The sequence below is a fragment of the Actinomyces israelii genome, assembly GCF_030253495.1.
GTDB classification, from domain to species: domain Bacteria; phylum Actinomycetota; class Actinomycetes; order Actinomycetales; family Actinomycetaceae; genus Actinomyces; species Actinomyces israelii.
In genome coordinates this window covers 708,446-732,356 of the sequence record NZ_CP124548.1, presented here as the reverse complement: position 1 = coordinate 732,356, position 23,911 = coordinate 708,446, and the positions used below count along the sequence as shown (strand labels likewise).

The following is a 23,911-nucleotide window of genomic DNA, read 5'->3' as shown; positions in this document are numbered from 1 at the left end:
CCGGCTCACGCCCTCCGGCTCACCGCCCGGGCCGAGGCCTCTCATCCTCCAGAAGGAGCCCGCCGCCGAGAAAGGTTCGTCACCCGGGCCGATGGGCTGGATCCGTGCGGCTCCTAGCCTGAAGTCACTGCGGGGGCGCCGCCCCTCACCGACAGACTCAGCCCCTACAGAAGAGTGATTCCCCATGATTGAGGCCGTCAACCTGACCAAGCAGTACGGCGCCAAGACCGCCGTGGATCATGTCTCGTTCACCGTCGAGCCCGGCACAGTCACCGGCTTCCTGGGCCCCAACGGCGCGGGTAAGTCCACCACCATGCGGATGATCATGGGGCTGGACAGGCCGACGACGGGATCGGTGACGGTCAATGGCCGCCCCTACCGGGAGCTGTCCGCCCCCCTGTGCGAGGTCGGCGCCCTGCTGGACGCCAAGGGGCTGCACGGGTCGCGGTCGGCCCGCGCCCACCTGCGCCAGCTGGCCGCCTCCAACGGCATCTCGACCACGCGCGTGGACGAGGTCCTGGAGCTCACCGGTCTGACGAACGTGGCCAAGAAGCGCGTCAAGGGCTTCAGCCTCGGCATGGGCCAGCGCCTGGGCATGGCTGCCGCCCTCCTGGGCGACCCCGGAGTCCTCATCTTCGACGAACCCGTCAACGGCCTGGACCCCGAGGGTGTGAAGTGGGTCCGCGAGACCTGCCGCCACCTGGCCGCCGAGGGCCGCACCGTCTTCATCTCCTCCCACCTGATGAGCGAGATGGCCCAGACCGCCGATCACCTCATCGTCATCGGCCAGGGCCGCATCCTGACCTCCGGGCCCGTGGACCAGGTCATCGCCTCGGCCACCACCGACAGGGTTCGCGTGGCCTCGCCCCAGGCCGCCCGGCTCGCCGAGCTGCTGGCCCGCCAGGGCCTGTCCGCCACGGCCGTCTCCCCCAGCGTTCTGGAGACCACCAACGCCAATGCCGCCACCATCGGCGAGGCCGCCGCCTCCGCCGGGATCGTCCTGCACGAGCTCACCACCATCCACGCCTCCCTGGAGGACGCCTACCTCGCGCTGACCAGCGACTCCGTGGAGTACCGCACCGACGCCTCCGATCGGACCGGCTCCCGGAGCGGCTCCGCCGGGCGGGGCACCCGCCTCAAGGTGGCCTGACGCCGCCCCGCCCACTCGCCGCCCCCCCTGACGACACCCCTCCAGACTCCGCACGCACACTCACGAAAAGGCCTCATTATGACAACCGCCGCACCCCCCGCCACGAGTCCCGCGGCCGCACTCAAAGGCAAGGGCGCCGCCCGCCCCTTGCGCACCCGCATCCAGGGCCGCCAGACCTTCGCCCGCGCCGTCGGCTCGGAGTGGATCAAGATCCGCTCCCTGCGCTCGACCTGGATCACCTCCGCCATCGCCATCGTCACCTCCGTCCTCATCGGGGCGGGGCTGACCATCGGCATGGGCAAGACCGCGGAGTACGCCGATACCGCCCGTTACTCCCTTATCGCCGGCACCACTCTGGGACAGATCGTAGTGGCGGTCCTGGCCGCCCTGGTGATCACCGGGGAGTACTCCTCGGGGCAGATCCGCTCCTCGCTGGCGGCCGTCCCCCACCGCGGGCGCCTGCTGTGGGCCAAGGCGCTCGTGATCTCGTTCGTCGCCTTCCTCCTGGGGAGCCTGTCCACCCTCCTGTCCTGGGCGATCTCCGCCCCCTTCCTGGGAGAGCACGCGGGTTCCCTGACTGACGCCCACTACCTCGGCTTCTTCTGGGGCTCGGGCCTGGCCTACGCCGGTATCGCCCTGATGACCCTGGGGCTCGGGTTCCTGCTTCGCTCCACCGCCGGATCCCTCACCGTGGTCACCGTGCTCCTCTTCGTCATCGAGATCCCCCTGGGTCTCATGGCCATGAAGTGGGAGTGGGCGACCAAGATCATCGGCCTCCTGCCCGGCAGGGTCGCCGGCGCCGTCACGGACCCCTTCCAGCTCACCCAGACATGGGGCTCCCAGGCCGGCGGCGCCACGAGCTTCCTCGAGCACAGCCACGCGATCCTCGTCTTCGCAGCCTGGGCCCTCATCCCGATGCTGATCGGCTGGCCCGTCTTCTCCAGGCGCGACACCTGAGCCCCGGCCCGCCCGGCCGCCCGCCGCTCACGGACCCGACCCGCCGATGGCGCCCAACGGGCACACCGCCCCGGGCGCCGTCGGCGCGCCCGCCGACCGCACAAGGCCCTGAGGACACAATGACCCCGTGGACCACGCAGACAACCCGCCCCGGGGCCGGAACGGAGCAACGGCGATGAGCATGCCCCCCACCGCCATGCGCCTCATGCGCTGGCACAACAGGCACCGGATCCTGTCCGACTCCGTCCTTGGGGCCATGGTGCTCGTCCTCGACACGCTCCTGGGGCTGGTCCCCGCGCTGACCGCGGGGCCGCCCTCCACCGCGTCCTGGCTGCCGGTCACGATCACGGCGACCGTCCTGTGCACGGCCGCCCTGTGCGTACGGCGCGTCCGCCCGGCCACGGCGTGGGCGGCCACCGTCGTCGTCCCCCTGCTGCACGACGTCATCATCTACTCCGTCTGCGGCTTCAGATCGGACGCCTTCGCGATCATCGCGAACTCCCTGAGCGCCTACGGCCTGATCGGAACCCCTCTGTGCCTGACGGCGCTGGCCATGCGGCACCATGTCGCCCGAACCTGGGCGGCGGCCTTCGCCTCCGGGGTGCCGCCCGCGATCGCCGGGGTCTGGATGGAGGGCGCGCCCCCGAGCCAGGCGTGGTTCGTCTACCTCCTCTACAGCCTCATCTGCGTCATCGCCACCCTGATCGGCATGATCATGCGGACCCAGGAGGTCCAGCTGAGCGAGATGAGGATGCGCTCGGCGCGGCTGGCGCTGGCCCGGGAGCAGGAGGCCCTCCTCGCGGCGGCCAACGAGCGCAGCCGGATCGCCCGCGAGATGCACGACGTCGTCGCCCACTCCCTGGCCGTCATGATCACCATGGCCGACGGCGCCGCCGCGGCCATCGACCGCAACCCCGGCATGGCCAGGGAGGCGCTCGGGACGCTCGCGGAGACCGGGCGCTCCGCCCTGGCCGACACGCGCCGGCTGGTCGGCGTGCTGCGCGACGACCCCGAGGCCTCATCGGCGCCGCCGGCCCCGCCGACGCAGGCGTCCCCGCATCCGCCCCCGGCACCGGTCGGCCCAGCCCCGTCCGGCGGGCTCCCTCGTCGCCCGATCCGCAAGAACTCACCCGTCGGCGCCCGCCCGACGCCGGTGATCAAAGACCTGCCGGTGCCCGAGTTCGCGCCGCCGGGCACCGTCGCCCCCGTCGAGCCCACCGAGAAGATCGCAAACCTGCGCCGCGAGGCCACCGACACGCGGGCCGACACGTCCCGGGGCGACACGCCCATGGCGCCCGCACCCGAGCAGGCCGACCTGGCGGCGCTCGTCTCCCGATTCGAGGCGGCCGGGGTGCCCGTGGCCTACACGTGGAACGGCAGGCCGCTGCCCGACGACAAGGGCCTGCAGCTGACCGTGTTCCGCATCGCCCAGGAGTCGCTGACCAACGTGCTGCGCTACGCTCCCACCACGCGCGCGGTCACGGTGCGCGTGGACCGCCACGCGGGAACGGCCGTGCTCACGGTCGACAACGACGCGGCCCCGGGGTCCAGGCCCGTGCACGGGTCGGGCAAGGGCCTGATCGGGATGCGGGAGCGCGCGGCCGTCTATGGTGGCAGTGTCCAGGCGGGGCCGACCGCCACGGGGTGGCGCGTGCGCGCCGTCCTGCGCTGGGACGAAGACGACGAAGGGACCTCTCCGTGGCAGCTTCCGCTGTGAACTCCTCCACCGACCGACCCGGGGACGCGCCGGTCACGGTGGTGCTGGCCGACGACCAGGCGCTCATGCGCATGGGCTTCCGCATGGTTCTCGACGCCGAAGACGGCATCGAGGTCGTCGGCGAGGCCTCCGACGGCGCCTCCGCCCTGGCCCAGGCGCGCGCACTGCGCCCCGACGTCATCCTCATGGACGTGCGCATGCCCGGCGTGAACGGCATCGACGCGACGGCGGCCATCACCGCCCAGTGCCCCAGCACGAAGATCCTCATCCTGACGACCTTCGACCTGGACGAGTACGCCTTCGCGGGCCTGCGCGCCGGCGCCAGCGGCTTCCTGCTCAAGGACACCCGGCCGGCCGAGCTGGCCGAGGCGATCCGCACCGTGGCCGGCGGCGAGGCCGTCGTCTCCCCCCGCGTGACGCGGCGCATGCTGGAGATGTTCGCCTCCCACCTGCCCGACGGCGGCGGCCGGCAGGTCGACGAGGACCCCCGGATCGCCTCGCTCACGCCGCGCGAGCGGGAGATCCTCGTGCTCATGGCCCAGGGCATGAGCAACTCGGAGATCGCCGCCCACCTGGTCGTCTCGGCCACGACCGTCAAGACGCACGTGGGCAACATCCTGGCCAAGCTGGACGTGCGCGACCGCGTCCAGGCCGTCGTCGTCGCCTACGAGACCGGCCTCATGGCGGCCTGAGGCGGCCGGCGGCCCGGCCCGCGCGCGACCGGCCTCAGGCGGAGTGAAGGCGCTGCTGGGCGCCCTCGAAGCCGCGGGTGACGACGTCCTCGACGACGTCGGCCGCCTGCTCGAGCGTGACCGCGAGCGCGTCCCGCCCCCGGGCCGGGAAGTCGGACAGGACGAAGTCGGCCGCGTCCTGCCGGCCCGGGGGACGTCCGATCCCCACGCGCAGGCGCGCGTAGTCCCTGGTGGCCAGGGCCTGGCTGATCGAGCGCAGGCCGTTGTGCCCGCCCTCGCCGCCGCCGCGCTTGAGGCGCAGCTGGTGGGCGGGCAGGTCGAGCTCGTCGTGGATGACGAGCAGCCGGGAGGCCGGGTCGATGCCGTAGAAGCGGACGAGCGCCTCGACCGGGCCGCCCGAGGCATTCATGTAGCCGGCGGGCTCGGCGAGGACCACCCGGGGGCCGGGCGCGCCCCCGGGCAGGACGCCCAGGCGCGCCTCGGCCGCCTGCGCGCGCGCCCTGTGCCTGGTCAGCCGGGACCCGGTGCGCCCGGCCAGGACGTCGATGACCATGTGGCCGACGTTGTGGCGGTTGCGGGCGTACCGGTCCCCGGGGTTCCCCAGCCCGACGACGAGCCAGGCCTCGCTCATGGGGGCTCCTTCAGGTGCCGGGCCGGGAGGTCACTCCGCGGCCGCGTCGGCAGCCTCGCCCTCGGCGGCGTCGGCCGCAGGGGCCGTGTCCGCGACGGCGGCCTCGGCGGCCACGTTGACGACGTCGACCTCGGCGTCGGTGACGGCCTCGACGCCCTCGGGCAGGACCAGGTCGGACACGCGCACAGCGGTGCCGGCCCCGATGCCGGTGATATCGACCTCGATAGACTCGGGGATCGAGACGGCCGGCGCGGAGACGACGACGTGGGGCAGCTCGATAATGTGCATGGTGCCGGGCACGGCGTCGCCGACGACGCTCACGGGGATCTCGACATCGACGCGCTCGTTGCGGTTGACCAGGAGGAAGTCGACGTGCTGCACGCCGGGGCGGATGGGGTGGCGCTGGACCTCCTTGGTCAGGGTCAGCAGGCTCTCGCCGTCGATGTCGAGCTCGATGAGCGCGTTGTCGGTGCCGCGCAGGGCGAGACGAGTGTCGTGCTCGTCCAGGAGGATGTGGCGCGGGTCGGTGCCGTGGCCGTAGACGACGGCGGGGACCTGGCCGGCGCGCCGGGCCCGGCGGGAGGATCCCTTGCCGAAGGTGGTGCGGACGGTGGCCTTGAGGGTGATGGCGTTGTCGGCCATGGGGTTCTCCTCGGTCAGGGCGGGGCGGCGCCCCGCGGCGGTTGTGGCGGGGCGGTGCCCCGCGGGCTGGTGGTCCGGCGCGGGGCGACGGCGCGCGGCGCTGTGCGGCACCACCACGTCGATCACGGATGCGCGCCACCGGGCGCGTCCCTCGCCGGGGCAACGCGGCGAGTCTATGCGAGGAGCCCGGGCCCGGCGAGGCCGGCGCCGGTGAGATCGGTCGTACTCCGAGCGGGAGAAGTGGGGGAGCCGAGCAGCCTCAGGACCTCCCGCACCTCGCCGATGGGCAGCTGCCCGGGGGCCGAGGACGCGCCGCCGGCGGTGGCGAAGGTCAGGGCCGAGCCGAACACAGCGCCGCTCACCCGGCTGACCGCCCCGAGCGCCCCCATCGACATGGTCACCACGGGCACGTCCAGCTCCTCGCTCGCCCGCGCCGTCACGCCCAGCAGCCGCGCGACGTCGTGCGCGCTGCGCGGCATGACCGCGAGCTTGGCCGCGTCCGCGCCCGCCTCGGCCATGGCGCGCAGGCGCCCCAGCATGACGGCGTCCCGCGGGGTGGCCTCGAAGTCGTGGCAGGAGACGACCGCGTCCAGGCCCGCCGCGTGCGCCCGCGCGACGAGCTCGGCCGTCCGCCCCCGGGCGAGCTCGATGTCGAGGGCCGCGGGCCGCCGCGCCTCGGGGCGGCCCGCACCAGAGCGCCGCGCCTCGGGCAGGGCGGCGAGCCCTTCGGCGAGCGCCCGCAGGAGCTCCCGGTAGGCGCCGTCGTCCAGCCGCGCTCCCCCGCCCTCTGCGGCGGTCCGCACGGTCAGGAGCACGGGCGTGCCCGCCTCGCCCGCCAGTGCGCCGCCGAGCCTGACGAGGTCCCGCGCGGCCGGCCGGGCCGGTGCCCCCGCCCCGGCGTCGAGCAGGTCGGCGCGCAGCTCGACGACGTCGGCCCCGGCCTCGGCGGCGGCGCGCCCCTGCGCCAGGCAGGCCGCGGCCGTGGCCCCGGTCGTGGCCACGGCGACCGCGACGCGCCCGTCGTCGGGGAGCAGGCGGCTCAGGCGACTCAGACGACTCACGGCACCGGCACCGCCAGCGACAGGGCGATCCCGTCGAGGATGTCGTGCAGGCTGGTGACGACGGTGGCCAGCGGACGCCCCGCCGCGGTCGTCTCGGCCACGACACGGCCGATCACCTCGCTCCACACGAGCGCCCCGGCGGCGATGACGTCGCGGCGCCCCGGGCGCAGGTAGGCCCAGGACTCCCGCTCGGCGGCGGTGGAGTGCACGATCGCGTCGCAGGACGCCAGGGCCGCCCCGACGGCCAGCTCGGCGCCGTCGATGGCCTCGGCGTCGAAGTCCGCCAGAGGCAGGGCGTGGGCGGTCACGGTGGTGATGGTGCCGGCCAGCCCCACGAGGCGGCCGGTGGCCGCCAGGTCGACGGCCTGGGCGGCGCGGTCGAGCAGGCCGCGCACCTCGGCGCGGGCGGCGGCCTCTGCCGCGGGGGTGACGCCGTCGGCCAGGTAGCGCTCGGTGATGCGCACGCTGCCGGTGTTCAGGCTGATGGCGGCGGCCGGGGCGTCCACGCCCAGGACCAGCTCGGTGGAGCCTCCCCCGAGGTCGACGACGAGCCGCGGCGCCCCGCCGTCGGCCCCCCGAGCGCCCAGCAGGGAGCCGGCGAAGGACAGGTGGGCCTCCTCCTGCCCGGAGACCACCTCGGGGTCCACCCCCAGCAGGCTACGGACGCCGGCCGCGAAGTCCCCCCGGTTGCGGGCGTCGCGGGTGGCGGAGGTGGCCACGAAGCGGCGGGCGGCCCGGCCCGGTTCCACGCCGAACTCGGCGCAGTCGGCGGCGTAGTCCTCCACGACGGCGAGCGTGCGCTCCAGGGCGGCGGGGTCGAGCAGGCCGGTGCGGTCCACCCCCTGCCCGAGGCGGACGATCTCGTTGCGGCGGCGCAGCGGCTCCAGGCGGGGGCGCCCGGTCTCCTCCCGGATCAGGTCGGCGACGAGCAGGCGGATCGTGTTGGTGCCGCAGTCGACGGCGGCGACGCGTGTCATGGTCGGGTGCTCCTGGGTCGGTTCGGGGCGCTCGGCGCGAGTTCAGCACGAGCACTGAGCAGGATCCCACAAACCGCGCTCGATGAGGACGGCGATGGTGAGGTCCCCGATCGGGTTGATGCCGCGGCCGACCGCCAGCGAGTGCCCCACCAGGGCGTGCAGGCACTTGACCCGGGTGGGCATGCCCCCGGCCGAGACGCCGTCGATCTCCTCGGGGCGGCCGAGCTCGGCTCGACGGGCCAGGTAGTCCTCGTGGGCGGCGGCGTAGGCTGCAGCGAGCGTCTCATCGGCCGCCAGGCGCCCGTTGAAGTCCTCCATGAGGTGCTCGGCCTCAAGAGTGGAGCAGCCCCTGACCGCCGCGGGGTGCGTGAGATAGTAGGTCGTGGGGAAGGGAGAGCCGTCGGGTAGACGCGGCGCGGTGCGCGCGACGGCGGGGCGGCCGCACACGCAGCGCGCGGCGATGCCGACCACGCCCCGGGGCGCGCGGCCGAGCTGGTCGCGCAGGGCGTCCAGGTCGGCCGCGGCGACCTCGGGAGCCGCGGCGCGGGAGTCCCGGGTCACGGGGTCGCTCCCGACGACTGCGTCGGGGCGCCCGCGGGCGCGGCGTCGGCGGGCCCGGAAGCGCCGGAGGATGCGGGCGCGGTAGGCGCCGGGGTGGAGCGGCCCCGCTCGGTGGGCTCGGCGGTGGGCGTCGCCGTCGGGGCGGCCTCGGTGCCGCCGGCCACCCGCGCGGACTCCCGCACAACGTCGTACCAGGGGCGGTGCTCCGTGGAGCCCGCACCGGTGGTCCCGGCAGCGGTGTCGTCCTTGAACCGGTCCGCGCCGACGACGACGTAGGTCGTCTCCCCCGGCATGACGTAGGCCAGGCGCTCGCGGGCGCGGGACTTGACGTAGTCGTCGTCCTGCCACAGGGCGAGCTCCTCCTCCAGGGCGGCGGATGTCGCCTGCGCGCGGGCGATGTCGCTGACGACGGCGTCGTACCTGGCCCGCTGCGACAGGTAGCCGCGCAGCGAGGGGAAGGTGACGACGAAGGCCAGCAGGAGGACGACGACCAGGCTGATCGCGTGGGTGGGCGCGGCCAGCCCGTCGGTGCCGACGATGCGCACGGTGTTGCGCTCGGGGGCCTCGCCGGGGTCGGCGGCCGGGTCCGGGCTCGAGGGGGAGGCGGCATCGGAGGATGCTGCCTGCGGTCCTGGGCCCTGCCTGGGCGTGGTGCGCGCGGTGCGGCGCGCACCGGGGCGGGCTCCCGGGCGAGCAGGTGCGGGTCGGCGCGGCGTCATGGGGCTGATCCTGCCCCCTGGTCCCGGGGGCGGCCGGGCACCGGCGTCGGCGGGTCGCTCGCCCTGGGCGTACCGCCGGCGCACTCCGTTCACAAACGACGACGGCGGGGTGCGGCGGAGATCTCCGCCGCACCCCGCTGGGCGCGCTGCCAGTCAGACCTCGGGCACACCGCCGCTTGGGCGCCGTGCCCGCCCCGAGCCGGAGCAGAGCCCCGGCTCAGGCTGCGACCCAGCGCCGTGCCCGCCCCGAGCCGGAGCAGAGCCCCGGCTCAGGCCTTGAAGCGCGGGAAGGCGGCGGCGCCGGCGTAGACGGCGTCCTCACCCAGGGCGTCCTCGATGCGCAGGAGCTGGTTGTACTTGTTGATACGCTCGCCGCGGGCCGGGGCGCCGGTCTTGATCTGGCCGGAGTTGGTGGCCACCGCGAGGTCGGCGATGGTGACGTCCTCGGTCTCGCCGGAGCGGTGCGAGGTCATCGTCTTGTAGCCGGCGCGGTGCGCCATCTCGACGGCCTCGAGGGTCTCGGTCAGCGAGCCGATCTGGTTGACCTTGACCAGCAGGGCGTTGGCGGCGCCCATGCCGATGCCCTTGGCGAGGCGCTCGGGGTTGGTGACGAAGAAGTCGTCGCCGACGATCTGGACCTTGTCGCCGATCTCCTCGGTGAGGGCCTTCCAGTGCTCCCACTCGTCCTCGGACAGGGGGTCCTCGATGGAGACGATCGGGAAGTCCTTGATGAGCTGCTCGTAGTACTTGACCATGTAGTCGTTGTCGCGGGCCTCGCCCTCGAACTTGTACGTCTTGGTCTTGTCGTCGAAGAACTCGCTGGAGGCGACGTCCATGGCCAGGCCCACGTCCTTGCCGGGCTTGTAGCCGGCCTTCTCAATGGCCTCGACGATGAGCTCCAGGGCCTCGCGGTTGGAGTCGAGGTTGGGGGCGAAGCCGCCCTCGTCGCCCAGGCCGGTGGACAGGCCGCGCTCCTTCACGACGGCCTTGAGGGTGTGGTAGACCTCGGCGCCCATGCGCAGAGCCTCGCGGAACGTGCTGGCGCCGATGGGGGCGATCATGAACTCCTGGATGTCCACGTTGGAGTCCGCGTGGGAGCCGCCGTTCATGATGTTCATCATCGGGACGGGCAGCACGTGGGCGTTCGGGCCGCCGATGTACTGGAAGAGGTTGAGATCGGCGGAGACGGCGGAGGCCTGAGCAGCGGCCAGCGAGACGCCGAGGATGGCGTTGGCGCCGAGCTTGCCCTTGTTGGGGGTGCCGTCGAGCTCGATCATGAGGCGGTCGAGACCGCGCTGGTCGGCGGCGTCGAAGCCGATGACCTTGGGGGCGATAATGTCGTTGACGTTGGCGACGGCCTTCTCGACGCCCTTGCCGCCGTAGCGGGACTTGTCGCCGTCGCGCAGCTCGACGGCCTCGAAGGCGCCGGTGGAGGCGCCTGAGGGGACGGCTGCGCGAGCGGAGGCGCCGTCCTCAAGCAGGATCTCGACCTCGAGGGTCGGGTTGCCACGGGAGTCGAGGATCTCGCGGGCTTTAACTGTCTCGATGAGGGCCACTTGGTGCTCCTTGTTCTGTGATCGATCGAGGTGATCCGGACGCAAGGTTCAGCCTACCGGTCGCCGTCCGTGACTTCGAGGGCGTTGGTCCCCATTTACCGGACTGTTCACGCCCGGCGAGCACCAGGCCGACGCCGTCGGGCGCGGTGGGCGGGCACCAGAGGGCGCCCGACGGCGTCAGGAGGAGCGCGAGCCGCCCAGGGTGGGAGCCGCGGCGCTGCTCGGGACGAGCCAGTCACCCTGCTTGAGGGTGTACCGCGGCGAGGCCTTGCCGGCCAGCGACGCCTGCACGGCCCTGGCGGCCTCCGCGGCGGGCTGGAGCTGAGGGTTCCGATTCGCCGAGCTCAGCGCCTGACTGATGAGCGCGGAGCGCGCGACGTCAATGCTGACCCGGGAGTAGGAGCGATCATCGGGCTGACCAGAAGCAGCCGCGACCGTCTGGACGATGGCCTCCTGGGCGTCGTCGTCGGTCACGGTGAGGCCGTACTCCTCGGCGACCCCCTCAAGCGGCTGCAGGTTGACGAGGCTTGCCAGGACCACATCGGCGCTCATGCCCGGGACCTTGGAGAGCTCTGCAGCCGCGGTCTGGACGTCGCTCTCGGACACAGAGATGGTGTGGGTCGTGCCGCCGGCGTCCGCGTAGGTTCCGACGTACGCCTTGCCCGGGTGGTCGGAGCACCCCGCGAGCGCCCCTGCGGCCAGTGCCGCAGCGGCGGCTGCGGCGAGGAGACGTGCGGCGCGCGAAACGGGCTGGGTCACTGTGGGCTCCCTGTCGTGGGCTGGCGGGTGTCGGCGGACTGCCGGAGGCCTGTCACAGCCTCCGGGCGGGACCTGCGGTCCGGGTCCATGGTAGCCCGGCGGCCGGGGTTTCTGACGTCGCGTCCCGCATTCGCGCCCGCGCCGGACGCCTGCACCGAATGCCCGTGCCGGCCCTGCTCCGGCCGCCCGCACCGGCCGCGACCGATCTCGGTGCGGAAGTGAACCGATCTCGACACGGAACTCGACCGATCTCGGCGAAGGGAGCACCGGGCAAGCGAAGGGGCGCGCGAAGGGGCGGGCGGCTTGTCGTCCGAACGGTCGGCCCCGGCCGTAGACGCTTGCGACAGCGCCAGCAGGGTCACACTATAGATAACATGGACGTATTGCAGTGCTTGTCAGTTCGTAAGCGAACTGCTTCCAGCCTATAACGACTGCCCGGAAAAGTCAGAGGAGGCACGACCACGAAGAAAGCCAAGGCGCTCGGCGCGATAGCCGGTCTCGCGATCATCGGAGCCGCAGCCACAGCCGGAGCCGCATATGCCGATGGACAGAACTACGGCACCTCCTGGGAAAGTGGATTCTTCGGAGCCAAGGTGAACGGCTATGTCCAGATACAGGCCTCATACGATGACGACGGACTTCACGCGTGGAAAGGCTGCCACACTTTCACACGCCCAGCCGGTCCCACCCTGAACACAGGCCGGCTATGCACTGACCCCGCCTCAGACTCCAACGACTCCAATATCTACTCGCGCACCGACTGGGTGTGGGACTCGCCGCTATGGGGAGACGACTACGTCACTTCCTACCACTGGAGCATTGATTACTTCTGATCCAATGCCCTGAATTTGCGCGCAGAGCCCCGCACCAAACTTGTATATTATGATGTCTATTGCGACGCCTGCGAACCGACGCCATAAGCACCGCCAGCGCACCCAAGATCGCAATAACCACATAGTTTCGTCGATTGAATTTACTTACGATCTCCCGATAGACGGGCTTCTGGCTGTCGCCTATGGGATTCTCGTCGCTTTTCTCGCAATTGCACTCATGTGGTGGACAGACAACAGGTCCGAGATCACTTACGGAATGAGCGGACCAATGACCACAATCACGTTGATGAATAGCGGCCGCTCCGTCACTGAGGAGCAGCAGACGGACGCCGCACGCGAGTTGCGCACATTCCTCTCCGAGAATGACATCAGTATGATCAAGGTCTCGAATGGCGATGGCCCTCCGGCCCTCGTGGTCTTCGACCCAGGCCACAAGATCGGTTGGACCAACTCACTCGATGCCGCCAGCAGTACCGTAGATCCAGAGCCCGGGGTGTACACCATTACCGGATCCTACTCGGACAGAACGTGGGCATCCTCGGGGCGGGCGCCGCTCGTGCCACAGGGACTCGACGTACTCGGCAGTGTCGAGGTTTCTGGCTTAACGCCATCGAACAGCAATCTCCAATTCGTTGAGACTCCCGGAGCCGCTCCTTTCGGCACAGGAACGATGTACTTGGGGACAACCGACCCGGATGCAGTAGCGCGCATCGTCGAGCTAGTGGAAGCGCAGGGCTCGCGCCTGCAAAGCGTCAAGCAGCAACCGCCACTGCTGACCTCACTGGTCCATGACGCACCTGTCGCGATCTCAACAATATTCGCATCCTTAGGTCTCGTCTGCGTTATGGCGTCTCTTGCCCTAAGACTGCCCGAGCAGCGCGAGGAGATCCGATTGCGCGCCTTAGTCGGCGCGACCGGGCTGGAACTGGTCCGGGACCACGCCTCCCGAGAGCTGGTTCCCGCCCTCGCCGGGACCATGATCGGCTCAGGAGTCGCGCTGGCAACCACCTCGCTCATCTCTGTCAGCGCCCCCGGCAACCGGGAACTCGTCGTGGTGATGTTGGGGGCGCTCACAGGCGGGACAGTCATGTGGATCGCTCGACAAGCGACCTTTGCGCTCGTCCTGCCCTCCTATCTCAAGCGAGTCGTCTCATGATCAGCACAGAGATATCGGGAGGATTCCGAACCGCGTGGCGTCACCGACGGAGCGCCGTGGGTGTCGCGCTCATGGTCACCGCCGTATGCGCGATCTTCACCGTGGCACTGTCAGATGTTATTATGGAGACATCAGTCATTATCGGCGCCAGAAACCTTCGCCAGCGCGATGCGGTGACATTCACGACTTATTATCATACAAGCCTGAGGCCCATGGACCCGAGCACCGCCATTATGGAAAATCTCGGTGAGAGGATCGACAGCGGTGCAGCGTACACAGCGGTCCTTGGCAATGTGGAGATCGAGAACCACTCTTTCGCTGGAGGAAATCGCACCGTCATTCTCATCGGGGACTCGGCGCAGGCAGCAGTCTCCGGGGTCGAGGTATGCTCGCCGGCACCGTGCGCCATGGTCGGAGAGAACATTAAGAACGAGTTCGACGGTCCGCTCTACATTGGCGGCCAGACCGTCCCCGTTGTAGCGCGCACCCCCTCGACGGCCACGCTTTTTGATCCGAATGCCACAGGAATCGACCTGGGTTCCACGGTCCTCATCAACCTCCCTACGAGCAGCCTCGACCATCTGAACGATACGGAGCAGGAAGAAGCCTTGACCAGAACGGTCCTGTTCGCCCCCACGGATGAAGACGTCGTACAGTTTTTGTATGATATCGATAACGAAGATGAGTACCTCGCTCTCGTCCCCCACCGCATCGCCGCCGACCAGCCGGAGCGCTACAGGGACATTATGACCAGGGCCGGACTGTACGGGCTCAGCCTGCTGGCGCTGACCGTGCTCATCCTGTTCGCGTACAGCACTTCGGTCAGGTCAACGCTCCGCCAGGAGAGGGCAGAGTTTCTCCTCCGCCACCAGTACGGCGCCACCACCGCCGAGATACGCGTGCGGGTCGCCGTCTTCCTTGCCTCCACCATGCTCGTGCTGCCGACATGCGCAATCCTCTTCTTCTCCCTTGCGGGGCCGCCGATCACAACCGCCGCGGCCGCAGCCGAGGTCGCACTGCTAGTGATCTACCTCGCACTCTTGGCGCAGACGACGCGCAGGATATCCAGGACCTTCTCCAGCACTGGCAGCAGACGGCGAAGAGACAGATGAATGAGCAACCTTGAACGGCAACATGATGAAAGAAGCGCTATGGCGCATGTCCTCGAGCTGCATGACATCAGCGTCGACTACCGTCGCGGCCGGAGCACCGTGCACGCGCTGCGCTCCGCGTCGCTGTCGGTGGATGAGGGCGAGTCGGTGGCGGTCATGGGGCCGTCAGGGTGCGGGAAGTCCACCCTGCTCGGCGTTCTCGGGCTGACGATCCGGCCCGACGGCGGCACCCTGCTCATCGACTCCGGGCGCGCGCCGACTGGGCGCACGCCCAGAGCGCGCGCCCGGAACCGTCTGATCGGCATGATCCCGCAGGACTACGCCGTCGTCGATCATTTGACCGCGCTGGCGAACGTCTCGCTCCCCCTGGAGTACGCCCGCCCGCGCGTCGGCCGGCGAGAGAGGAAAGAGCGGGCGAGAAAGGCGCTGTCCGACGTCGGGATCGAGTGGGCCGGCACCCAGAGGCCGTCGCAGCTGTCCGGAGGGGAGCGTCAGCGGGTGGCCGTGGCGCGGGCGCTGGTCAATCATCCGCGATGCATACTCGCCGATGAGCCGACCGCCTCGCTGGACTCGCAGACCGCCCAGGACATCACGTCGCTGCTTGTCTCGCAGGCGCGTCGGGCCGGCGGCTGCCTGGTCATCGCCACGCACGACCCCCGGGTCGCGAGCGGCTGCGACCGCGTGCTGACCATGACCGACGGGAGCCTGACGGCTTGAAGGCGCGCCCCGGCGCATCCTCGTCCGTCGAGATAGACATTTTCGTACGAGATCGGCGGTGTCACCGTCTACCTCGTACGAAAATGTCTATCTCGACGGGGGCGCCGCACGCCCGCACGCCCGCACGCCCGCAGGCAGACCGCCCCGGAGGCGCGGGTAGTCATATGACGCCCCGACGGGCGAGCACCGCCACCGCCTCCGCGCGGGAGCCGACCCCGAGCTTCTTGTAGGCCCGGCGCGCATAGGTCTTCACCGTGGTCTCCGACACGGACATCCGATGAGCCACTGACTGAGTCGTCATTCCCTGCGCGTACAGATCAATCGCGCGGCGCTCCCTGTCGCTGAGAAGGGCGCTGAGGGGCCTCGCCACAGAAGAGTCGGCAGCCCCCAGCGCCTCCGCAGCCCCGCCGTCGCCGTCATCGGTCTCCTTTGATGGCGCCGGCATCGCAGCCGCACGCCGCAGCGCCTGCCGTATCGCCCCTCCGCCCAGCAGCAGCGCCGCCTTGGGCACTACGGCCCGGGGCTCATCCCCATCCTCGGAGCGCGGCGCCTGGCGGTCCAACGCACCGGAGGCGGACATTGCGACAACCGCCGCTCCGGCCTGAGACGCCTTCTCCTCCAGCGGAGCGGATTCCTCCGAGCGATCGGACACGGTATCGACCAGGATCACGTCGGGCGTCGGCTCGTCCGCGGCAAGATGGTGAAGAGCCGCCCGGCGGCTGCGCACCGACCACAGCAGGCGGATCCTCTCCGACGAGCGCTGCACCAGGTCCCGCAGGGCGTAGAGCACGAGCGGGTCGTAATCCACGACACCCAGACTGAGCACACTCATGGCAAGCAGGCTACCGCCCAGCGGACCGCTGTGGGAGCAGCGGGCTCCGCGGATGGCGGCAGACGCGGGCGTGCTACCCTCCCACCATGAGAGGCGAACGATCGTTAGCCGCCGAGGGCTCCCGACCCCGCCGCACGGCCTCCCGCGCGCGCCGCGCCTCCCGGGACACCCGCGAGGCCCTGCTGGACGCCGCCCTCGACCAGTTCTCCCGCAAGGGGTTCGGCGGCACCTCGATCCGCGACCTCGCCGGGGCGGTCGGCATCCGGGAGAGCTCGGTCTACAAGCACTTCTCCTCCAAGCAGGCCATCCTCGACGCCCTCATCGAGCGGGCCGACGAGCGCCTGGGCGCGGCGGCCGCCGACCTCGGCACGACCACCGCCGCGGGCGCCGACGCAGCCGCCGCCTACGAGGCCGCGAGCGAGGAGTCGCTGCTGGCGATCGCGCGCGGCATGCTCGACGTCGTCCTCCACGACCCCCAGCTCGCGCTCCTGCGTCGCCTCCTGACCGTCGAGCAGTACCGCGAGGCCGACGCCGCCGCCCGCTACCACGACTACTTCATCGCCCGGCCCCTGGCCCTCCAGACCGACCTCTTCCGCTCCCTGCTCGCCACCGACGACTTCCGCGAGGGCCTGGACCCCGAGCAGGTCGCCCTGGCGTTCTTCGGGCCGGTCCACCTGCTCATCGGGCTCGCGGAGAGCGACGAGCGACGGGCCGACGCCCTCCTGGCCGGCCACATCCGGCACTTCCGGCGCACCCACCTGAGGGAGGCATGATGCGGCTGTACCGCAGGACGATCAGGGCGCTGTACGCGGCGGCCTTCATCGGCGGGGGCGTCTGCCACTTCCTCTTCGGCAGGCTGATGCCAGACAGCTATGCGGCCTTCGCCGACACCGCGCTGCTGCCCTGGCTGAGCGACCTGTGGCGCTCCTTCGTCATGCCGAACATCGGCCAGCTCACCATCACCCTGGGCCTGTTCGAGATCGCCTGCGGCGCCGGCATGCTGCGCAGGCGCACCGCCACCCTCTCCGCCTGGGCGATGCTCGGCTTCCTGGTCTTCGTCACCGTCCTGGGCTACGGGTGGCCCGCCGCGTCGCCGGGCGAGGACCTGCTGAAGAACCGTCTGAGCACCCTGGTCATGGCGGGCCTGCTGCTGCCCCTGCTCATAACCGGTCGCGGGCGCCCGGCCCCCGAGGCCCGGGCCGACGGCGGCGGTACGGTTCGACCGTGAGCGGACGCGGGGCGGCGGGTGCGGTCGCATGGATGGAGCGCCATCAGGCGCCCCTCTACCTTGCGGCCCTGGCGCTCGGGGCGACGACGGGGCTGGCTCTGCCGGCGGCCGCGGGCGCCCTTGAGCCCGTCATCAACCCGGTCCTGGTCGCACTGCTGTACGCGACCTTCCTCGGCGTGCCCCTGACGCGTCTGCGCGCCGCCCTCACCGGCGCCCGTTTCGTGGCGGCGCTCCTGGTCGTCAACTTCATCCTGGCGCCGCTGCTGGTGGCGGTCCTGTCCCGCCGGGTCGCCGACTCCCCCGCCCTTCTTACAGGACTCCTGCTCGTCCTCCTGGCGCCCTGCGTCGACTACGTCATGGTCTTCACCCGGATCGCGGGCGGCGCCTGGGAGCGCATCCTGGCGGCCTCCCCGGTGCTCATGCTCGCCCAGACCCTCCTCCTGCCGGTGTGGCTGGTCGTCCTCGCGGGCCCCGGGGTCGCGTCCGTCAGCCGGCGGCCATTCGCAGCGGCCTTCGTCCTCATGATCGCCCTGCCACTGGGGCTGTCGGCCCTCACCCAGCGAGCCTCGGCCCGCCACCGCCTGGCGGCCCGGGTCGAGAGGGGGACGACGGCGCTCATGGTCCCACTCATGATGTTCACCCTGGCCGTGGTCGTCGCCTCTCAGATCTCCGCGGTCGCCTCCCACCTGGGCACTCTCGTGCGCGTCATCCCGCTCTACCTTCTCTTCGCCGCGATCATGCCGGCGGTGGGGAACGCCGTCGGGCGCCTGGCGCGTCAGGACGCGGGGTCCCGCCTGGCCCTGGCCTTCTCCGGCACCACCCGCAACTCCCTGGTGGTCCTGCCCCTGGCGCTCGCGCTCCCGGACGCCCTGGCGCCGATCGTCGTCGTCACCCAGACGCTCGTGGAGCTCCTCGTCATGGTGGTCTATGCGCGGCTGCTGCCCCGCCTCATCCGCGACCCGTAGGCCGGGAACCAAAGGCCCCTGCCGCCGCACCGGCATCGTTACGATATAGAACATGCTTGAGCTCGACTACGCGTTCTTGGCCGATTTCGCCACTATCCAGGACGATACACTCACTGTTGTGGGGGCATCATTCACCCGGATGGTCGTCACCGAGTATCCGACCTTTGCGCTTCTGGGGGTCGCAGGCCGCATCCGATGCGACGAGCCCGATCGGAACACGATCAACGTGACGCTGAGGATCACCTCCCCAGGAGCGGAGCCGACGACCATCGAGGCCGTCAACGCGCTGGATGCTTCTGAGAAGGCAAATCATCCGTACGACAAGCATCGGCGAGGCATCGTCTTCGCCGTCCAGGTCAACCTTCCCGTCTTGGAGGAAGGAACCTACACCGTCGAGGTCGACCTTGATGAGACTGACGGTGTTGACCGCACCCTCAAGTTCGAGGTACTCCGTCCTCAGGACGAGGAGTGAGCTGTGGCGATCTCCGTCTCGATGTCCTGGCACGCCCTGGAGCGGGCACGCCAACGCGGCATCGACACCTCCCGGATAGAGGACGCCGTCAACGATCCGGCCAGCCAGATGCCCGCCGATGGGCCGGGCAAGCGCAAGTACGTCGGACGCCCGCACAAGGACGGGACTCAGCCCGTCGTCATCGCCTCCGATCCTCCCAGCCCCACCGGGTGTGTCACAATCGTCACGTGCTACTACCGCTCGCAGTCCTGAGAGGGCGGTCTATGGTGGAGTCCCCGCGAAGGAGACGACCAAGATGAAGAGTCGCACGATCACCGTCGATACGTCGGTCGGAGCCTGCTACATCGCGCTCTCGGACTGTCCCGTTACTCGAACCGAGGAGTTCTCGGACGACGTTCTCGTCGATCTCAACGAGTACGGCGTCGCCGTCGGCATCGAGATCCTCGATCTCAACGCGCAGCTCCCTCTCACTGACTTGTGCCGCCAGCTACACATCCATTCCAGCGATGAGCCCTACCTCGTCAAGCTCCTGCCGAACCTGAGGTACTCCCTCCGGTTCACGCTCCGCTCGGCTCCGGACTCGACGATTGCCGCACGCACCCTCGACCCCTCGAGGCTCGCCACTGTCTGACCCACAATCAACAGCAGCCGGGCCAGATGCGGCACGCCCGACATCAACGGTGGTCTGCAACGCGAAGATACGTTCACGTTCCGGCGTGCTCCGCCCGGTCGCCCGCCTGTCAGCCCCCTCCCGGGGCTGGAGGACTGGACGGCAGGAGCTGTCTTGGCCGGCTCTCGCGAGACGGGCGCCGGTACCCGGTCAGCAGGACCGATAGGCTGAGAAGGGCACAGGCGGTAAGACGTTGCCCGAGGCGTGCGGGGCGGATGGGGGTGCGGAACGGGGCGCCGGCCGGCCACGGGGAGGAAGTTGCACATGGGAGGGAAGGGACTTGCCGGCACGGGTACCTGCTTTCCGCGTGATTCCGCGGTTTTTAGATATCAGTCGAGATGAGTCGACGCGCTCCCATGTGCACAGACCCCCCTGTGCGCACATGGGAGCGCGTCAACCAACCTTGATGATCCGAGCAGAACCGCGGAGCCTCAACGAAAACCAGCATCCGTCCCGTCAGGCCCCCTTTCTCCCATGTGCGAACCACCCCTGTTCGACGGGCAGGGCGCTTAGCGGATCGATCTCGGCGCGGAAGCGGACCGGTCTCGAGCCGGAAGCGGACCGATCTCGGCGCGGAATACGACCGATCTCGGTGGAGCAGTAAAATCGCCGCCTCGACAGCGCCAACCGCTTCGGGCACCGCCCGGCCCGGCCTCACCGCCGCCGGTACCTGGTGGCCTCGACCTCGTAGTCCTTGTCCCCGGCGACGACGGCGCGCAGGAGCACCTCGGCCCAGCGCAGCAGCTCCTCGCCCTCGATCGGCCCCCCGCCCATGCGGGCGGTGCCCGGCGCGGGGACGACGATCGTCCGGGTGGCGGGCTTGAGGATGGTGCCCGGGTAGAGGCGGGTGACCTTCATGCGCGCCGACTCGGGCAGGCCGACCGGGGCGAAGCGGATCGACTTGCCCTGGGCGACGACCTCGCGCACCCCCAGGTGGGCCGCGAGCGCCCGCAGCCGCGCCAGGGCCGCCAGGCGCGCCGTGGCCTCGGGCACCGGCCCGTAGCGGTCGGTGAGCTCTTCCAGGATGTCGCGCACGTCGTTCTCGCTGCGGGCGGCAGCGAACTTGGTGTAGGCCTCCAGGCGCAGCCGCTCGTGAGGCACGTAGTCCTCCGGGATGGTGGCGTCCACGGGCAGCTCGACGCGCAGGTCGTCATCGATCCCGGCCTCGGCGTCGTCCCCGGAGCCCGCGGCCCCGCCGGCCCCGCCGACCTTGAGGGCCTTCTTGTAGGCGGCCACGGCCTCGGAGACCATGCGCACGTACAGGTCGAAGCCGACCCCGGCGATGTGCCCGGACTGCTCTCCGCCCAGCAGGTTCCCGGCGCCCCGGATCTCAAGGTCCTTCATGGCCACCTGCATGCCGGCCCCCAGGTCGGTGTTGGAGGCGATGGTGCGCAGCCGCTCCAGCGAGGTCTCGGTCAGCGGCTTGTCGGCGGGGTAGAGGAAGTAGGCGTAGGCCCGCTCCCGCCCGCGCCCCACGCGCCCGCGCAGCTGGTGGAGCTGGGACAGGCCCATGCGGTCGGCCCGGTCCACGATGAGGGTGTTGGCGTTGGACACGTCCAGGCCGGTCTCGACAATGGTGGTGCACACCAGGACGTCGATCTCCTTGTGCCAGAAGTCGTCGATGACCCTCTCCAGGCGTGACTCGCTCATCTGGCCGTGGGCGGTGGCGACCCTCGCCTCGGGCACGAGCTCGGCCAGGCGGGCGGCGACGGCGTCGATGTCCTCCACCCGGTTGTGGACGTAGAAGACCTGGCCGTCCCTCAGCAGCTCGCGGCGGATGGCGGCGCCGACCTGCCTGGTCTCGTAGGCGCCGACGTAGGTGAGGATGGGGTGGCGGTCCTCGGGCGGGGTGGCCAGGGTGGACATCTCCCGCAGACCGGTCACCGCCATCTCCAGGGTGCGGGGGATGGGGGTGGCGGACATGGCCAGGACGTCGACGTCGGTGCGCAGCGCCTTGAGGGTCTCCTTGTGCTCCACCCCGAAGCGCTGCTCCTCGTCGATGACCACCAGCCCCAGGTCCTTGAATCGGATGCGGCCGGTGATGAGGCGGTGGGTGCCGACCACGACGTCGATGGTGCCGTCGGCCAGCCCGGCCAGGACCCTGGCGGACTCGGCGTCGGACTGGAAGCGGGAGAGCCGGGCGACGCGCACGGGGAACCCGGCGTAGCGCTCGGTGAAGGTCTCGGCGTGCTGGGTCACCAGCAGGGTGGTGGGCACGAGCACGGCGACCTGCTTGCCCTCGGCCACGGCCTTGAAGGCGGCGCGCACGGCGATCTCGGTCTTGCCGTAGCCGACGTCGCCGCAGATGAGGCGGTCCATGGGCTGGGAGGCCTCCATGTCGCGCTTGACGTCGTCGATGGTGGCGAGCTGGTCGGGGGTCTCGGTGTAGGGGAAGGCCTCCTCCAGCTCGGCCTGCCAGGGGGTGTCGGGCCCGAAGGCGTGGCCGGTGGTGGCGGACCGGGCGGCATAGAGGCGCACGAGCTCGCCGGCGATCTCGCGCACGGCCTTGCGGGCCCTGGACTTGGTGCGCGCCCAGTCGGCCCCGCCCATCTTGTTCAGGGCGGGGGAGTCTCCGCCGATGTACTTGGTCACCTGGTCCAGGGAGTCGGTGGGCACCAGGAGGCGGTCGCCGGGCCGGCCGCGCCTGGAGGGGGCGTACTCGATGACGACGTACTCGCGGGTTGCTGGATTGGCCGCGCTCCTGGCCGATCCGACGCTGCGGCGCATGAGCTCGACGAAGCGGCCGATGCCGTGCTGGGCGTGGACGACGAGGTCGCCGGGGTGCAGGGACAGCGGGTCGACGCTCCTGCGGGAGCGGCGGGCGGGGACGGCCTTGCGCTCGCGCGGGCCCGACCCGGCGCGGCCGGTGAGGTCGGACTCGGCGATGAGAGCCAGGCGCAGGCCCTCGGCGACGAAGCCGTGGCCGGCGGCGGCCTGGGTGACGCGGACGACCCCGTCGCCGGTGGCGGTGGAAGCGTCGGCATCGGCGTCGGCGGCTCCTGCGGCGCGGCCCAGGTCGGCGGGCTCGTCGAGCTGGGTGACGATGCGTGCGGGCACGCCGCCGTCGGCGAGCAGCTGGGCCATGCGGCGCCCGGGGCCGGGGCCGTCAGTGGCGACGACGACGCTCCAGCGCTCGCGCGCCAGCGCCCCCAGGTCGGCCACAGCCTCCTCCAGGCGGCCGCGGTAGCCCTTGGGGTCGCGCAGCGGCAGCTCGGCGGCGTCGGGCGAGGGGGCGAAGGAGGGCAGGGACCACCAGCCGTGGTTGGTGGACAGGGCCAGGGCGCGGGCCTCGGCGAGGTGGGCGAAGGCGGCGGCGGACAGGTCGATGGGGGCGGTGCCGCCGGAGGCGGCCGACGTCCAGGCCGCGGCGAGGAACTCGGCGGTGGTGGCCACGAGGTCCTCGGCGCGCCTGCGCAGCCGCTCGGGCTCCAGGCCGACGACGAGGCGGTCGCCGACCAGGTCGAGCAGCGGCACCATGCGGGGCACCAGGACGGGGGCCAGGGACTCCATGCCCTCCACCGGGATCCCGGCGGCGATCCGCTCCAGCATGTCGGCGGCGCCGGGGATGACGCCGGTCAGGGCGCGGGCGCGCTCGCGCACGGCGTCGGTCAGGACGATCTCGCGGCAGGCGGTGGCGGTGACGGCACCGATCTCCTCGATGGTGCGCTGGTCGGCCACGGCGAAGGTGGAGACGGACTCGATCTCGTCGCCGAAGAAGTCCACGCGCACGGGCCGGGCGCAGGTGGGCGGGAAGACGTCGAGGATGCCGCCGCGCACCGCGAACTCGCCACGGTTCTCCACCATGTCCACGCGCGTGTAGGCGGCTGCGGCCAGGCGCTCGGCGGTGGCCTCCAGACCGGCCTCCAGGCCCTTGGCGAGGTGGACGGGCTCGAGCTCGCCGAGCCCGTCGATGACGGGCGCCAGGAGGGCGCGCACAGGGACGACGAGGACGCGGATGGGGCCGCGCTGCGGGTCCGGCACCCCGGAAGACGCAGGGTCCGGCACCCCGGAAGACGCAGGGTCCGGCACCCCGGAAGACACAGGATTATCGGCCTGCCCGTCCTCGGGGTGGGCCAGACGGCGCAGGACCGCCAGGCGGGTGGCGACGGTGTCGGCACGCGGGGAGAGCCGCTCGTGGGGCAGGGTCTCCCAGGCGGGGAAGACGGCGACGTCGGTGGCGGGCAGGTAGCAGGTCAGGGCGGCGGCGGTCTCCTCGGCCTGCCGCCCGGTGGCGGTGACGACGAGCAGCGGGGTGCCGTCGTCGGTGACCGCGGCGGCGGGCTCCGCGCGGGACGGGGCCGAGCCGGTGGCGCGGGCGATGCCGGAGGCTCCCAGCGCCATGGCGGCCAGGACGGCGGGTCGCGCGCCCGGTGCGACGACGACGGTGCGGTCGGTGCGGGAGCGGCTGCCGGCAGCGGCGACGAGGTCGGCGATCGTCGGGTCGGCGAGCAGCGGGGGAAGGAGGGCGGTCAGACGCACGGCGTGCAGTTTAGTGGTTGGTTTC

At 71.1% G+C, this 23,911-nt stretch carries 23 protein-coding genes; 13 read left to right on the top strand and 10 right to left on the bottom strand.

Annotated features, from left to right (window positions below):
• The first annotated feature begins 184 nt into the window (after window positions 1-184).
• The 4 genes from AIF0345_RS02865 (at window position 185) to AIF0345_RS02850 (ending at window position 4,516) form a co-directional block, all read left to right on the top strand.
• Entirely contained in the window at window positions 185-1,150 is a 966-nt protein-coding gene (locus AIF0345_RS02865) for an ABC transporter ATP-binding protein (protein WP_285297086.1), read from the top strand.
• A gap of 78 nt (window positions 1,151-1,228) precedes the next feature.
• Complete coding sequence (locus tag AIF0345_RS02860; RefSeq protein WP_273166855.1) at window positions 1,229-2,107, top strand: ABC transporter permease; 879 nt, start codon at window positions 1,229-1,231, stop codon at window positions 2,105-2,107.
• Window positions 2,108-2,282: 175 nt separating this feature from the next.
• Window positions 2,283-3,824: a sensor histidine kinase gene (locus AIF0345_RS02855; protein ID WP_285297085.1), complete on the top strand. Its 1,542-nt coding sequence runs from the start codon at window positions 2,283-2,285 to the stop codon at window positions 3,822-3,824.
• Complete coding sequence (locus AIF0345_RS02850) at window positions 3,821-4,516, top strand: response regulator (RefSeq protein WP_043563843.1); 696 nt, start codon at window positions 3,821-3,823, stop codon at window positions 4,514-4,516. The genes AIF0345_RS02855 and AIF0345_RS02850 overlap by 4 nt, the downstream gene beginning before the upstream one ends.
• Window positions 4,517-4,550: 34 nt before the next feature.
• Here the strand turns inward: AIF0345_RS02850 and pth are convergent, their stop codons facing one another.
• The 8 genes from pth to AIF0345_RS02810 form a co-directional block, all read right to left on the bottom strand.
• Window positions 4,551-5,147 carry an aminoacyl-tRNA hydrolase gene (gene pth / locus AIF0345_RS02845; RefSeq protein WP_268918218.1) on the bottom strand — a complete coding sequence of 199 codons (597 nt, stop codon included), beginning with the start codon at window positions 5,145-5,147 and terminating at the stop codon, window positions 4,551-4,553.
• Between the two features lie 30 nt (window positions 5,148-5,177).
• Complete coding sequence (locus tag AIF0345_RS02840; protein WP_043563854.1) at window positions 5,178-5,789, bottom strand: 50S ribosomal protein L25/general stress protein Ctc; 612 nt, start codon at window positions 5,787-5,789, stop codon at window positions 5,178-5,180.
• Between the two features lie 173 nt (window positions 5,790-5,962).
• A complete protein-coding gene (locus tag AIF0345_RS02835) occupies window positions 5,963-6,850 on the bottom strand; it encodes a type I 3-dehydroquinate dehydratase (RefSeq protein ID WP_285297084.1) in 888 nt (295 codons plus the stop codon).
• A complete protein-coding gene (locus AIF0345_RS02830; RefSeq protein WP_285297082.1) occupies window positions 6,847-7,827 on the bottom strand; it encodes a Ppx/GppA phosphatase family protein in 981 nt (326 codons plus the stop codon). Before AIF0345_RS02830 ends, AIF0345_RS02835 begins: the two co-directional genes overlap by 4 nt.
• 42 nt (window positions 7,828-7,869) lie before the next feature.
• Window positions 7,870-8,388, bottom strand: a complete 519-nt coding sequence (locus tag AIF0345_RS02825; RefSeq protein ID WP_285297081.1) for a DUF501 domain-containing protein — start codon at window positions 8,386-8,388, stop codon at window positions 7,870-7,872.
• The gene (locus AIF0345_RS02820) at window positions 8,385-9,107 is read right to left on the bottom strand and encodes an FtsB family cell division protein (RefSeq protein WP_268918214.1); all 723 of its coding nucleotides are present in this window, start codon (window positions 9,105-9,107) and stop codon (window positions 8,385-8,387) included. Before AIF0345_RS02820 ends, AIF0345_RS02825 begins: the two co-directional genes overlap by 4 nt.
• A gap of 269 nt (window positions 9,108-9,376) precedes the next feature.
• Window positions 9,377-10,663: a phosphopyruvate hydratase gene (gene eno / locus AIF0345_RS02815; RefSeq protein WP_043564333.1), complete on the bottom strand. Its 1,287-nt coding sequence runs from the start codon at window positions 10,661-10,663 to the stop codon at window positions 9,377-9,379.
• Between the two features lie 177 nt (window positions 10,664-10,840).
• Window positions 10,841-11,422 (bottom strand): hypothetical protein, encoded by a 582-nt coding sequence (locus AIF0345_RS02810; protein WP_043564335.1) that lies wholly within the window; start codon window positions 11,420-11,422, stop codon window positions 10,841-10,843.
• 1,101 nt (window positions 11,423-12,523) lie between these two features.
• Here AIF0345_RS02810 and AIF0345_RS02805 point away from each other — a divergent pair.
• The 3 genes from AIF0345_RS02805 to AIF0345_RS02795 are packed head-to-tail and all read left to right on the top strand — an operon-like array spanning window position 12,524 to window position 15,240.
• On the top strand, window positions 12,524-13,411 hold the full coding sequence (locus AIF0345_RS02805) for a hypothetical protein (RefSeq protein ID WP_268918437.1): 888 nt from the start codon (window positions 12,524-12,526) through the stop codon (window positions 13,409-13,411).
• The gene (locus AIF0345_RS02800) at window positions 13,408-14,523 is read left to right on the top strand and encodes a hypothetical protein (protein WP_268918436.1); all 1,116 of its coding nucleotides are present in this window, start codon (window positions 13,408-13,410) and stop codon (window positions 14,521-14,523) included. Before AIF0345_RS02805 ends, AIF0345_RS02800 begins: the two co-directional genes overlap by 4 nt.
• 39 nt (window positions 14,524-14,562) lie before the next feature.
• The gene (locus AIF0345_RS02795; protein ID WP_268918435.1) at window positions 14,563-15,240 is read left to right on the top strand and encodes an ABC transporter ATP-binding protein; all 678 of its coding nucleotides are present in this window, start codon (window positions 14,563-14,565) and stop codon (window positions 15,238-15,240) included.
• Between the two features lie 160 nt (window positions 15,241-15,400).
• On the opposite strand, the gene AIF0345_RS02790 is transcribed toward AIF0345_RS02795, so the two are convergent.
• Window positions 15,401-16,072: a helix-turn-helix transcriptional regulator gene (locus AIF0345_RS02790; RefSeq protein ID WP_285297080.1), complete on the bottom strand. Its 672-nt coding sequence runs from the start codon at window positions 16,070-16,072 to the stop codon at window positions 15,401-15,403.
• 86 nt (window positions 16,073-16,158) lie between these two features.
• Between AIF0345_RS02790 and AIF0345_RS02785 the strand changes: the two genes are divergently transcribed.
• The 6 genes from AIF0345_RS02785 to AIF0345_RS02760 are packed head-to-tail and all read left to right on the top strand — an operon-like array spanning window position 16,159 to window position 19,368.
• A complete protein-coding gene (locus AIF0345_RS02785) occupies window positions 16,159-16,845 on the top strand; it encodes a TetR/AcrR family transcriptional regulator (RefSeq protein WP_285297079.1) in 687 nt (228 codons plus the stop codon).
• Window positions 16,842-17,300 (top strand): hypothetical protein, encoded by a 459-nt coding sequence (locus AIF0345_RS02780; RefSeq protein WP_285297078.1) that lies wholly within the window; start codon window positions 16,842-16,844, stop codon window positions 17,298-17,300. Before AIF0345_RS02785 ends, AIF0345_RS02780 begins: the two co-directional genes overlap by 4 nt.
• Complete coding sequence (locus AIF0345_RS02775; RefSeq protein WP_404975968.1) at window positions 17,297-18,265, top strand: arsenic resistance protein; 969 nt, start codon at window positions 17,297-17,299, stop codon at window positions 18,263-18,265. Before AIF0345_RS02780 ends, AIF0345_RS02775 begins: the two co-directional genes overlap by 4 nt.
• Before the next feature lie 52 nt (window positions 18,266-18,317).
• Complete coding sequence (locus AIF0345_RS02770) at window positions 18,318-18,737, top strand: DUF6941 family protein (RefSeq protein ID WP_285297076.1); 420 nt, start codon at window positions 18,318-18,320, stop codon at window positions 18,735-18,737.
• Between the two features lie 3 nt (window positions 18,738-18,740).
• The gene (locus AIF0345_RS02765; protein ID WP_285297075.1) at window positions 18,741-18,989 is read left to right on the top strand and encodes a DUF4258 domain-containing protein; all 249 of its coding nucleotides are present in this window, start codon (window positions 18,741-18,743) and stop codon (window positions 18,987-18,989) included.
• 43 nt (window positions 18,990-19,032) lie between these two features.
• Window positions 19,033-19,368, top strand: a complete 336-nt coding sequence (locus tag AIF0345_RS02760; protein WP_043564350.1) for a DUF2283 domain-containing protein — start codon at window positions 19,033-19,035, stop codon at window positions 19,366-19,368.
• A gap of 693 nt (window positions 19,369-20,061) precedes the next feature.
• On the opposite strand, the gene mfd is transcribed toward AIF0345_RS02760, so the two are convergent.
• On the bottom strand, window positions 20,062-23,886 hold the full coding sequence (gene mfd, locus AIF0345_RS02755) for a transcription-repair coupling factor (RefSeq protein WP_285297074.1): 3,825 nt from the start codon (window positions 23,884-23,886) through the stop codon (window positions 20,062-20,064).
• Window positions 23,887-23,911 lie beyond the last annotated feature (25 nt).